This window comes from Actinomadura soli (genome assembly GCF_005889715.1).
GTDB lineage: Bacteria > Actinomycetota > Actinomycetes > Streptosporangiales > Streptosporangiaceae > Spirillospora > Spirillospora soli.
In genome coordinates, this window is record NZ_VCKW01000258.1 from 1 (window position 1) to 11,534 (window position 11,534).

At 71.7% G+C, this 11,534-nt stretch carries 12 protein-coding genes; all 12 read left to right on the forward strand.

The window, feature by feature from the left end:
- Positions 1–144 precede the first annotated feature (144 nt).
- The 12 genes from pdxS to ETD83_RS33790 all read left to right on the forward strand — a co-directional run bounded on the left by pdxS (position 145) and on the right by ETD83_RS33790 (position 11,312).
- On the forward strand, positions 145–1,080 hold the full coding sequence (pdxS, locus tag ETD83_RS33735; protein ID WP_138649262.1) for a pyridoxal 5'-phosphate synthase lyase subunit PdxS: 936 nt from the start codon (positions 145–147) through the stop codon (positions 1,078–1,080).
- A gap of 142 nt (positions 1,081–1,222) precedes the next feature.
- Positions 1,223–1,837, forward strand: a complete 615-nt coding sequence (locus tag ETD83_RS33740) for a DUF6928 family protein (RefSeq protein ID WP_138649263.1) — start codon at positions 1,223–1,225, stop codon at positions 1,835–1,837.
- 128 nt (positions 1,838–1,965) lie between these two features.
- Positions 1,966–2,583, forward strand: coding sequence for a pyridoxal 5'-phosphate synthase glutaminase subunit PdxT (pdxT, locus tag ETD83_RS33745; RefSeq protein WP_329603016.1), 618 nt, complete (start codon positions 1,966–1,968; stop codon positions 2,581–2,583).
- Positions 2,584–2,586: 3 nt separating this feature from the next.
- Positions 2,587–3,339, forward strand: a complete 753-nt coding sequence (locus ETD83_RS33750) for a YebC/PmpR family DNA-binding transcriptional regulator (protein ID WP_138649265.1) — start codon at positions 2,587–2,589, stop codon at positions 3,337–3,339.
- Positions 3,340–3,378: 39 nt separating this feature from the next.
- Entirely contained in the window at positions 3,379–4,542 is a 1,164-nt protein-coding gene (locus ETD83_RS33755; protein WP_138649266.1) for a GNAT family N-acetyltransferase, read from the forward strand.
- 86 nt (positions 4,543–4,628) lie between these two features.
- The gene (ruvC, locus tag ETD83_RS33760; protein WP_138649267.1) at positions 4,629–5,219 is read left to right on the forward strand and encodes a crossover junction endodeoxyribonuclease RuvC; all 591 of its coding nucleotides are present in this window, start codon (positions 4,629–4,631) and stop codon (positions 5,217–5,219) included.
- Positions 5,216–5,821: a Holliday junction branch migration protein RuvA gene (gene ruvA, locus ETD83_RS33765; protein ID WP_138649268.1), complete on the forward strand. Its 606-nt coding sequence runs from the start codon at positions 5,216–5,218 to the stop codon at positions 5,819–5,821. Before ruvC ends, ruvA begins: the two co-directional genes overlap by 4 nt.
- 104 nt (positions 5,822–5,925) lie before the next feature.
- Complete coding sequence (ruvB, locus tag ETD83_RS33770; RefSeq protein ID WP_138649272.1) at positions 5,926–6,951, forward strand: Holliday junction branch migration DNA helicase RuvB; 1,026 nt, start codon at positions 5,926–5,928, stop codon at positions 6,949–6,951.
- Positions 6,952–7,141: 190 nt separating this feature from the next.
- Complete coding sequence (gene yajC / locus ETD83_RS33775; RefSeq protein WP_138649269.1) at positions 7,142–7,642, forward strand: preprotein translocase subunit YajC; 501 nt, start codon at positions 7,142–7,144, stop codon at positions 7,640–7,642.
- A 42-nt stretch (positions 7,643–7,684) separates the two neighbouring features.
- Complete coding sequence (secD, locus tag ETD83_RS33780; RefSeq protein ID WP_329603017.1) at positions 7,685–9,481, forward strand: protein translocase subunit SecD; 1,797 nt, start codon at positions 7,685–7,687, stop codon at positions 9,479–9,481.
- 3 nt (positions 9,482–9,484) lie between these two features.
- Positions 9,485–10,663, forward strand: a complete 1,179-nt coding sequence (gene secF / locus ETD83_RS33785; protein ID WP_138649270.1) for a protein translocase subunit SecF — start codon at positions 9,485–9,487, stop codon at positions 10,661–10,663.
- 124 nt (positions 10,664–10,787) lie between these two features.
- Entirely contained in the window at positions 10,788–11,312 is a 525-nt protein-coding gene (locus ETD83_RS33790) for an adenine phosphoribosyltransferase (protein ID WP_138649271.1), read from the forward strand.
- Positions 11,313–11,534 lie beyond the last annotated feature (222 nt).

The window sequence follows — 11,534 nt, forward strand, 5'->3', positions numbered from 1 at the left end:
CCACCCCCGAATGCGCCCCCCGACGCCGTGACCGCCCTACACCCCGTAAGTGAACGCGCAGGAGCCGCTGACACTCTGCCGGGTCCAGGCATCGTGCGAGCAGGGAATATCATGGAAGGTGACTTATCGCCCGTCACGTGAGGAATGCCCGTGTCCACTTCCAGTCCCGTCCCTGAGAACGCCGCGCCGGAGAAGGCACCGGAGACCGGGACCGCCCGCGTCAAGCGCGGTATGGCGGAGATGCTCAAGGGCGGCGTGATCATGGACGTCGTCACGCCCGACCAGGCGAAGATCGCCGAAGACGCGGGCGCCGTCGCCGTCATGGCCCTGGAGCGGGTGCCCGCCGACATCCGCGCCGAGGGCGGCATCTCCCGGATGAGCGACCCCGACATGATCGACGGCATCATCTCCGCGGTGTCCATCCCGGTGATGGCCAAGGCCCGCATCGGCCACTTCGTCGAGGCGCGGGTGCTGCAGGCCCTCGGCGTCGACTACGTCGACGAGTCCGAGGTGCTCACGCCCGCCGACTACGACAACCACATCGACAAATGGGCGTTCACCGTCCCGTTCGTCTGCGGCGCCACCAACCTCGGCGAGGCGCTGCGCCGCATCACCGAGGGCGCGGCGATGATCCGCTCCAAGGGCGAGGCCGGCACCGGCGACGTCTCCAACGCCACCACCCACATGCGCAGGATCAGGCAGGAGATCCGGCGCCTGCAGAACCTCCCCGAGGACGAGCTGTTCGTCGCCGCCAAGGAGCTCCAGGCACCGTACGAGCTGGTCAGGGAGGTCGCGGAGGCCGGGAAGCTGCCCGTCGTGCTGTTCACCGCCGGCGGCATCGCCACCCCCGCCGACGCGGCCATGATGATGCAGCTCGGCGCCGAGGGCGTCTTCGTCGGCTCCGGGATCTTCAAGTCCGGCAACCCGGCGCAGCGCGCCGAGGCGATCGTGAAGGCCACCACCTTCCACGACGACCCCGGCGTCATCGCCAAGGTGTCGCGCGGGCTCGGCGAGGCCATGGTCGGCATCAGCGCCGCCACCCTCGGCGAGGACCAGAAGTTCGCCGGCCGCGGCTGGTAAACGGGCGCCCCCACTCCACAGCGCGCCCTTACAGGGTTTACGCTGGCGGCGCGGCCGGTCATAGAGGCTTTCCCGGGGGGCTGGGGGCGTCCCCCGGGACGAACGGATCCTCGGGCGGCGCCCGGCCGCGGGAGGGGAGAGCATGGCTTGGTCGGTCGCGCTGGCGTGCGCGAGCGCGGGTGAGCCCGCGGAGGTGTTCCGGCCGGGCCTCGTGCCCGATCCGGACGCCGCCGCGGAGATCGCGCGCGACCTCTACCCGGCGGCCACCCTCATGGAGACCGGCGACACCGTCCTCGACTTCGCGCTCTGGCCCTACGAGGACGAGCTGTTCGTCGGTGCGTTCGAGCGGGCGCTGCTGCTGTGCGACCGGCGGCTGTTCTGCCTCGACGACGACGCCCGCCGCATCGCCGACACCGCCGCCGCCTCGCTGCCGGGCTCGCACTGCGGGGTCCTCGTCCTGCACACCGTCATCCGCGGCTGCTGGTTCCGCTGGTACGAGTCCGGCGAGCTGCGCCGCGACGTGTTCGTCACCAGTGAGGACGGCGTCGTCGTCGACCAGGGCGAACGGCTCCCCGCCGAGCGGCCGTTCTGGCGGGCCATCGACGCGGGCGCGCCCGACGTGCCGCTGCCGTTCGACCCCGAGGAGTTCGGGCTCGCGCTCGCCGAGGCGCACATGTTCGGCCGCGGCATCGCCGACCGCGGCAAGGACGGCTTCCTGCCCCTGGAGCTCCCGCTCCGCCGCTTCAAACACGCCTGACCGGCCGGCCGCTCCGCGCCGCCGCCCCCCGCATGCCCGACCCGGCGGCCCACCGCCGGGGAAGACGCGCCAGGTCGCACGGCGTTGTACGGAACGTCCAACGTTGGTCGACCCCCGGAAGGTTCTTCGTGACTGCTGTGCCGACGATCGGTGTCCTCGCCCTGCAAGGCGACGTGCGCGAGCACGCGCACGCGCTGGAGGCGGCAGGGGCGCGCACCCTCACCGTGCGCCGCCCCGAGGAGCTGGAGCGGGTCGACGGGCTCGTCCTGCCCGGCGGGGAGTCCACCACGATGTGGCGGCTGGCGCGCTCGTTCGACCTGCTGGAACCGCTGCGCAAGCGGATCGAGGCGGGCATGCCCGCGTACGGCTCCTGCGCCGGCATGATCATGCTGGCGGACCGGATCCGGGACGGCGTCGCCGGCCAGGAGACCGTCGGCGGGATCGACATGACCGTGCGCCGCAACGCCTTCGGCCGCCAGGTCGACTCGTTCGAGTCCGACGTCGAGCTGACCGGTATGGGGGACACTCCGTACCACGCCGTTTTCATCCGCGCGCCTTGGGTGGAGTCCGTCGGGGACGCCGTCGAGGTGCTCGGACGCGCCGAGGGGGGCCCGAACGCCGGTAGGATCGTCGCCGTCCGCCAGGGGCGCCTCGTGGCGACCGCGTTCCACCCGGAGCTGACAGGCGATTTCCGCGTGCACCACTACTTCGCCGATCTGGTGCGCCGGACGACAGAGGAGGAATGACAGATGTCCGGCCATTCCAAATGGGCGACCACCAAGCACAAGAAGGCGGCGCTCGACGCCAAGCGGGGCAAGCTCTTCGCCAAGCTCATCAAGAACATCGAGGTGGCGGCCCGGACCGGCGGCGGCGATCCCGACGCCAACCCGACCCTCTACGACGCCATCTACAAGGCGAAGAAGAACTCGGTCCCCAACGACAACATCGAGCGCGCCCGCAAGCGCGGCGCCGGCGAGGAGGCCGGCGGCGCCGACTGGCAGAACATCACCTATGAGGGCTACGCGCCCGGCGGCGTCGCGGTCCTGATCGAGTGCCTGACCGACAACCGCAACCGGGCCGCCTCCGAGGTCCGCGTCGCGCTCACCCGCAACGGCGGCTCCCTCGCCGACCCGGGCTCGGTCTCCTACATGTTCAACCGCAAGGGCGTCGTGATCGTCCCCAAGTCCGGCACCAGCGAGGACGACGTGATGATGGCCGTCCTGGACGCCGGGGCCGAAGAGGTCAACGAGCTCGACGAGGAGAACTTCGAGGTCGTCAGCGAGGCCGCCGACCTCGTCGCGGTCCGCAGCGCCCTGGTCGACGCCGGGATCGACTACGACTCGGCCGAGAGCAAGTTCCTGCCGAGCGTCACCGTCCCCCTCGACGAGGACAACGCCAAGAAGGTCTTCCGCCTCCTCGACGCCCTGGAGGACTCCGACGACGTCCAGGACGTCTACGCCAACTTCGACGTCAGCGACGAGGTGCTCGCCACCCTGGACTAGCCGCTCCCGCTGTCGGAGAGGTGGCATACGGTCTGGATCATGGAGATCCGTGCCCTGCGCCCGGCGGAGGCGTCCGCCGTCCGCGACATCCTGGCCCGCGCCTTCGGGCCGACGCCGGACGACGTGTGGGAACGCCGCGCCGCGTCGGTCCTGCCGTCGCTGGAGGCCGGGCGGGTGTTCGCCGCGTTCGACGGCGGCGAGGTCGTCGCCACCGGCTCCCTGTACGACATGACCCAGTGGTGGAACGGGCGGGCCGTGTCCATGGCGGGCGTGAGCGGGATCACCGTCGCGCCGGAGGAGCGCGGCCGTGGGCTCGGCCGGCGGCTGATGACCGACCTTCTGGAGCACTGCGTCCGGTTCGGTCACCCCCTGGCGATGCTGTATCCGGCCACCACGGCCCTCTACCGGTCGGTCGGCTGGGAGCACGCGGGCGCACAGCACCACGTCGAGATCCGCACCGAGGCGCTGCGCCGCGTCGCGGCCGAGCGGGTCCCCGTCCGCAGGGCGGGCCCGGACGACGCCGCCGAGGCGGCCGCCGTCGTCGGACGGGTCCACGAGACGTCCCTGGACTGCGGCCCCGTGGGCGTGCCCGAGGCCTGGTGGCGGAGGACGCTAGGGAACCGCGACGAGTACTGCTACCTGGCCGAGGACGGGTTCCTCTCCTACCGGTGGGCGGACGGCAACGCCGGGATGGAGGTGACCCGGCTCGTGGCGTCGTCGGAGCGGACGCTGCGGGCGTTGTGGGCCCTCGTCGGGTCCGGCTCGTCGACCGCGGAGTCCGTCCGCGCGTGCGTCGCGCCGTTCGACCCGGCGCTGTGGCTGCTCCCCGAGCGGGAATGGGAGACGGTCACCCGCAGCCAGTGGATGCTGCGCCTGGTGGACGCGCCCGCCGCGATCGAGGCGCGCGGCTTCCCGTCCGGCGTCGGCGCCGCGGTTCCCCTCCTCGTCGACGACCCGCAACTGCCCGCGAACTCCGGGCACTGGCGGCTGGAGATCAAGGACGGCGAGGGACGGCTGGAACGCTCGCCCGCCCCGCCAGAAGGCGACGCGGACGCCGTCCGGGTCGGCGCGCGGGGCCTCGCCGCGCTCTACGCCGGCGTCCCCGTCGCCACGCTGCGCCGCACCGGGCTGCTCGCGGGCGGGAACGCGGACGCGCTGTCCGCCGCGTTCGCGGCGGCGCCGTTCAGCCTCGACTTCTTCTGAGTTCCGGGACACGCTCTACGCGCGGGAGACGGCACCACGCCGACTTGATAGCGTGTTCGGCCGAACACATGATCGAAGGAGTGGCCGTGCGGGTGATGGGGGTGGACCCCGGGCTCACCCGGTGCGGGGTGGGGGTCGTCGAGGGCGTCCCGGGCAAGCGGCTCCATCTGGTGCACGTCTCCGTCGTGCGGACCGCCCCCGACGACGACATCGCCCTGCGCCTGCTGGGCATCGAGACGGGCATCGAGGCGCTCGTCGACGAGCTGCGCCCCGACGCCGTCGCCGTCGAGCGCGTGTTCTCCCAGCACAACGTCCGCACCGTGATGGGCACCGCCCAGGCCGCCGGGGTCGCGATCCTGGTGGCGGCCCGCCGCGGGCTGCCCGTCACACTGCACACCCCGAGCGAGGCCAAGGCCGCCGTCACCGGGAACGGCCGCGCCGACAAGGCCCAGGTGACCAGGATGGTGACCCGGCTGCTGTCCCTGGACGCGCCGCCGAAGCCCGCGGACGCGGCGGACGCCCTCGCGCTCGCCATCTGCCACGTGTGGCGCGGCGGCGCCCAGCAGCGCCTCGCCCACGCCCAGCGGTCGCGGATCGAGGAGGCGGCGCGGGCCGAGCGGGAGCGCCTCGCCGCCCGGGCCGATGCCACCCCGACCAGAGGAGGAACCAGCGAATGATCGCCTTCGTCAGCGGCCGGGTGGCCGCCGCCGGGCCCGACGGGGCGGTGATCGACGTGCACGGCGTCGGCCTGTCGGTGCAGTGCACCCCCACCACGCTCGCGGGGCTGCGGGTCGGCGAGCAGGCGAAGGTGCCGACGTCGCTGGTCGTCCGCGAAGACTCCCTCACCCTGTTCGGATTCGCCGACGACGACGAGCGCGGCGTCTTCGAGCTGCTGCAGACCGCGAGCGGTGTCGGGCCGCGCCTGGCACTGGCGATGCTCGCCGTCCACACCCCGAACGCGCTGCGCCGCGCGATGGCCACCGAGGACCTGACCGCGCTCACCCAGGTGCCCGGCATCGGCAAGAAGGGCGCCCAGCGCATCGTCCTGGAACTGAAGGACCGCCTCGGCGGCCCCATCGGGGACGGCGCCGCCGACGTCCGCGCGCCCGCCCGCGCCGAGCCGTGGCGCGAGCAGGTCCAGATGGGCCTGATCAACCTCGGCTGGTCCGCCAAGGACGCCGACGCCGCGGTCTCCGCCGTCGCCGCCGACCTTGACGGCGCCGAGACGCCCCCGGTGGCGGCCCTCCTCAGGTCCGCGCTCAAGAAGCTCAGCAAATGATGAGCGACAGCGAACCGGGGGGTGTGGGAGGTCGCCTCCCACAGGGAACAGGGAGCGAATCGGAGCGGCTGGTGTCGGCGGGCGCGGACGGGCCCGAGGAGCAGATGATCGAGGCCGCGCTGCGGCCCAAGAAGCTCGACGACTTCATCGGGCAGGAGCGCGTCCGCGAACAGCTCTCGCTCGTGCTGCACAGCGCCCTGCGGCGCGGCCGGACGCCCGATCACGTGCTGCTGTCGGGCGGTCCCGGTCTCGGCAAGACCACCCTCGCGATGATCATCGCGGCGGAGCTGGGGCAGCCGCTGCGGATCTCGTCCGGGCCCGCCATCGAGCGGGCCGGCGACCTCGCGGCGGTGCTGTCGACCCTCGCCGAGGGCGAGGTGCTGTTCCTGGACGAGATCCACCGCCTGGCGCGCCCCGCCGAGGAGATGCTCTACATGGCGATGGAGGACTTCCGCGTCGACGTCGTCGTCGGCAAGGGCCCAGGCGCCACCGCGATCCCCCTGGACATCGCGCCGTTCACGCTGGTCGGCGCCACCACCCGGGCGGGGATGCTGCCCGGGCCGCTGCGCGACCGGTTCGGGTTCGTCGCCCACATGGACTTCTACGAGCCCGCCGAGCTGGAGGTCATCGTCCGGCGGTCGGCGCGGCTGCTGGACGTGGAGATCAGCGACGACGCCGCCGCCGAGGTCGCCGGACGCTCCCGCGGCACGCCCCGCATCGCCAACCGGCTGCTGCGCCGCGTCCGCGACTTCGCGGAGGTCCGCGGCGACGGGACGGTCTCCAGGGAATCGGCGCGGGCGGCGCTGTCGTTGTACGAGGTGGACGAACGGGGCCTCGACCGGCTCGACCGGGCCGTCCTCGGGTCGCTTCTGCGCAAGTTCGGCGGCGGTCCGGTCGGCCTGTCGACACTGGCGGTGGCGGTCGGGGAGGAGCCGGAGACCGTGGAAGTGGTCGCCGAGCCGTTCCTCGTCCGGCAGGGCCTGCTGGCCAGGACGCCGCGCGGACGGGTCGCCACGGGCGCCGCCTGGGCGCATCTCGGGCTCACCCCGCCGCCGACGGCGCCCATGGCCGGGACGCTGTTCGACATGGACGAGGACCGGGACGAGACGGCCGATCGGCCCGAAATGTGATCATTCGGGTAACGGGTTGGGAACTTCCCGGCGTCGTCGATCGTCGCGTCGTTGCCGGGGTCTGGCGTACTCTCTAGACTCCGGGACTTGGTTCACCGTCTCCAGTCGGCGGTCCCGTGGACGTGACCGGTCCGGTCACAAGGCTCCGGTCACAAGGCTGGGCAAACGACATCGGAAGGATGCCCCTGTAATGGGCAGCGAACTTATTCTCGCGGCGGAATCGGGCGGGAGCGGGGCTTTCAACCTCCTGCTTCTCCTCGCCGTTCCCCTGGTCTTCTACTTCCTGCTGATCCGGCCGCAGAGCAGGCGGCGCAAGCAGCAGATGGAGATGCAGAACGCCATGGAGCCCGGCGCCCGGGTGCTGACGACCAGCGGCATGCGCGCGACGGTCGTCGAGGTCGACGACGACGGCATCGTGCTGGAGATCGCCGACGGCGTCGAGGTGCGCTTCGTCAAGGCGGCCGTCATGCAGGTCCTCAAGGACGACGAGCCCGAGGACCTCGACGACGCGCAGGACGAGCCCGCCGACGCGAGCGATGACGAGGACGGCGACGGCGTCGACCTCACCAAGGACGACGACGTCGAGGCCACCGCCGACGACGAGGCGGACGCCGTGGGGGCGGACGAGGCCGAGGAGTCCAAGCCCAAGGGGAGGACCAAGGTCAAGGCGTCGGACAAGCCGTCCGCCTGATCTTCCTCCGCTGTCGACTCTAGACGGGAAGTAAGACGACAAGTGGCTCCGCCCAGTACCGCTCCCAAGCCCGGGCGCACGCTTCTCGCGCTCTTCGCGATCCTGGTGGTCCTTTCCGGCGTCGCCGTCTGGCAGGGCCAGATGACGCCCAAGCTGGGGCTGGACCTCGCCGGCGGCACGACGGTGACGCTCACCGCCAAGACCGCGTCCGGCAAGAACCCGCCCGCCCAGCAGATGGACCAGGCCGTCAAGATCATGACCCAGCGGGTCAACGGTCTCGGGGTGTCCGACGCCGAGGTCGCCAAGCAGGGCAGCAACAACATCGTGGTGAACGTCCCCGGCGAGGGGCAGGGCCGCGTCGTCAGCCTGATCGGCACGACGGCGAAGCTGCAGTTCCGCCAGGTGTTCGCCGTCGCCGACGGCAAGCCGTCCACGGCGGCCCCGCCGGCGCCGGCGCCCTCCGCGAGCCCGACCGGTAAGGCCAAGGACGACGGCAAGAGCCCCTCGCCGTCCGCGTCGCCGTCCGCCAGTGCCTCGGCGTCGGCCACGCCGCGCGGCAGGGCGCTGTCCGGGGCCCTCACGGCCCCGACGCCCAAGCCGTCCGGCGCGGCGTCGCCGTCCGCGGCGTCGCCGCTGGTCCCGCCGTCCGGCCAGCCCCTGCCCGGTCAGCAGCAGCCACCCGCGCAGGACTACGCCGGCGTGACCGACAAGGCCGTCATCCAGCAGTTCGAGGCGCTCAACTGCTACACCGGCGACCGGCGCGCCCCCGGCTCCAACGACCCGAACCGCAAGTTCGTCGCCGCCTGCGACCAGGACGACGAGGGCGGCCAGATCGCCAAGTACATCCTCGGTCCCGTCCGGGTGCTCGGCGAGAACGTGGACGGCGCCAACGCGATGCCGCCGAACTCCCAGCAGGGCCAGGCCAGCTGGTCGGTCTCGCTGGACTTCGACGGCAAGGGCGGCCGCCAGTTCGGCGAGGTCACCACCGACGCCTACGGCGCCTACCAGCAGGACCCGAACTCCCCCCGGGCCCAGGTCGCGATCATCCTGGACGGCCAGGTCGTCTCCGCGCCCAGCATCAGGGAGGGCGCGATCACCGGCGGCACCGCCAGCATCGACGGCCCGCCCGACAGCTTCAACCAGCGGTACGCCACCGACCTCGCGAACGTCCTGAAGTACGGGGCGCTGCCGCTGGAGTTCACGCAGAGCTCCATCGACGAGGTGTCGTCCACGCTCGGCTCCGACCAGCTGACCGGCGGGCTCATCGCGGGCGCGATCGGGCTCGGCCTCGTCGTGCTCTACTGCATGTTCTACTACCGGGGCCTCGGCCTGGTCGCGGTGTCCAGCCTGATCGTGGCGTCGGCCATCACCTACGTGTCGGTTGTCATCCTCGGTGAGGGCATGGGCTTCCGGCTCTCGCTGCCGCACATCATCGGCCTCATCGTCTCCATCGGCATCACCGCCGACTCGTTCATCGTCTACTTCGAACGGCTGCGGGACGAGCTGAGAGCCGGCCGCAGGCTCCGGCCGTCGGTGGAGACCGCCTGGAAGCGGGCGCGGCGCACGATCCTGGTCGCCGACGCCGTGACCTTCCTCGCCGCGCTGGTGCTGTACTTCCTCGCGGTCGGCGGCGTGGCCGGGTTCGCGTTCGCGATGGGCCTGACGACGCTCATCGACATCATCGTGGTGTTCTTCTTCACCAAGCCGCTCGTCGCGCTGCTGTCGCGGACGAACTTCTACGGCCGCGGCCATCCGCTGTCCGGCCTCGACCCGCGCAAGCTGCACCGCGTGACGCAGAAGCAGTCCGCCGCCACCGCCGGCTCGAGCCAGGAGGCCTGACCCATGGGACTGCGTGCCGTCACCTCGCGGATCTACCGGGGCGAGATCAGCGCCGACATCGTCGGCCGCCCGAGGATCTGGGCGACGATCTCCGGGCTGCTGCTGGTGCTGTCGATCGCGGGACTGCTCGTCCAGGGCCTCAACTTCGGCGTCGAGTTCAAGGGCGGGTCCGTCTTCACCTTCAAGGCCCCGAGCGCCTCGATCGAGGACGTGCGCGCCGCCGCCACCGGCGCCGGCGTCCACCAGGTGATCGTGCAGAAGGCCGGCGGCGACTGGCGGGTCACCACCGAGAGCCTGACCTCGACGCACGTCACCGAGGTCAAGACGCACGTCGGCAAGGAGCTGAACGTCTCCACCGACAAGATCAGTACGCAGGTCGTCGGAGCCTCCTGGGGCGGTGAGATCCAGGAGAAGGCGTGGCAGGCGCTGATCGTCTTCATGATCTTGATCATCGGCTATCTGTCGGTGGCGTTCGAATGGCGGATGGCGGTCGCCGCCGTCGTCGCGCTGATCCACGACCTGGTCATCACGGCGGGCATCTACGCCTGGTCCGGGTTCGAGGTCACGCCGGCGACCCTGCTGGGCTTCCTGACGATCCTCGGTTATTCGCTGTACGACGCGGTCGTCGTCTTCGACATGATCAAAGAGGTCACGAAACCGCTCAGCGCGACCTCCAAGACCACCTACAGCGAGGCGGCCAACCAGGCGCTCAGCAGCACGCTGGTGCGCTCCCTGAACACGTCCCTGGTGGCGATCCTGCCGGTCGGCGCGATCCTGTTCATCGGCACCACGCTGTTCGGCGCCGGGACCCTGAAGGACCTGTCGCTCGCCCTGTTCGTCGGCATGATCGTCGGGACGTACTCGTCGATCTGCGTGGCGACGCCGCTGCTCGTCCAGTTCAAGGAGCGCGAGCCGAAGTACCGGCAGATCCGCGCGAACCTCGCCCGGCGCGAGCAGAGCACGAAGCGGCAGGCCAAGGCCGCCAAGGTCAAGGCAGGGGCCGGTGGGCTCGGCGAGTCGCCCGAGGACGAGCCGTCCGGCGAGTCGTCCGGCGGCGAACCGGGCGACGCCGCCGACCTCCGTAGCGCCGTCACCGTGAAGAAGGTGGTGCAGACGGGGCCGCGGCAGCAGCCGAGGCGCGGCACCCGCCAGCAGCGCCGCGGCGGCGGTGGCGGCAAGTAGCGCGCGAGAGCAGTACCGGCAGGACGTACCGGGCCGTGCCCGCGCCCCCTCACGAGACTCGTGACGGGCGCGGGCACGGCCCGTGCGGGCATCTGAGAGCGGACATCGGGACAGGGAGAGCGACGTGGACCTCGGCAAGCTGATCCAGGACCGGATCCGCGACGTGGACGACTACCCGCAGCCCGGGGTGGTCTTCAAGGACATCACGCCGCTGCTGGCCGACCACGTCGCGTTCGCCGGCGTCGTGGACGCGATCGTCAACCACTACGGCCGCGGCACCATCGACAAGATCGTCGGCATCGAGGCCCGCGGCTTCATCCTCGCCGCGCCTGTCGCCTACCACTTCGGCGCGGGCTTCGTCCCGGTGCGCAAGAAGGGCAAGCTGCCGTCGCGGACGCACCAGGAGACCTACGATCTCGAATACGGGACCGAGACGATCGAGATCCATCTCGACGCGCTCCGGCCCGGGGAGCGGGTGCTGATCGTCGACGACGTCCTCGCCACCGGCGGGACGGCCGCGGCCGCCGCCGAACTCGTCCGCCGCGGCGGGGGAGAGGTCGTGGGGCTGTCGGTCCTCCTGGAGCTGTCGTTCCTTCACGGACGCGACAAGCTGCGGAATCTCGACGTTCATTCCCTGGTTACGGTCTAGTACGAAATGGGCGCCGGATACACTGGCGCCATCAGGGCCCGGTGGGGACGGGCGCATCCCGCGGGGCACGCAGAGAGAGCGCCCGCACGGACTAGGAGGCTGGGTGCCAGGTGAGGTGGTATCGACCGACGCGGTGAACGACGCCGCCGCGGCCCCCGAGCCAGGGGCCCGCCCGGTGCCGCAGGCCGCGGGGGAGCAGCCGCGCCCGCCCGCCCGGAAGAC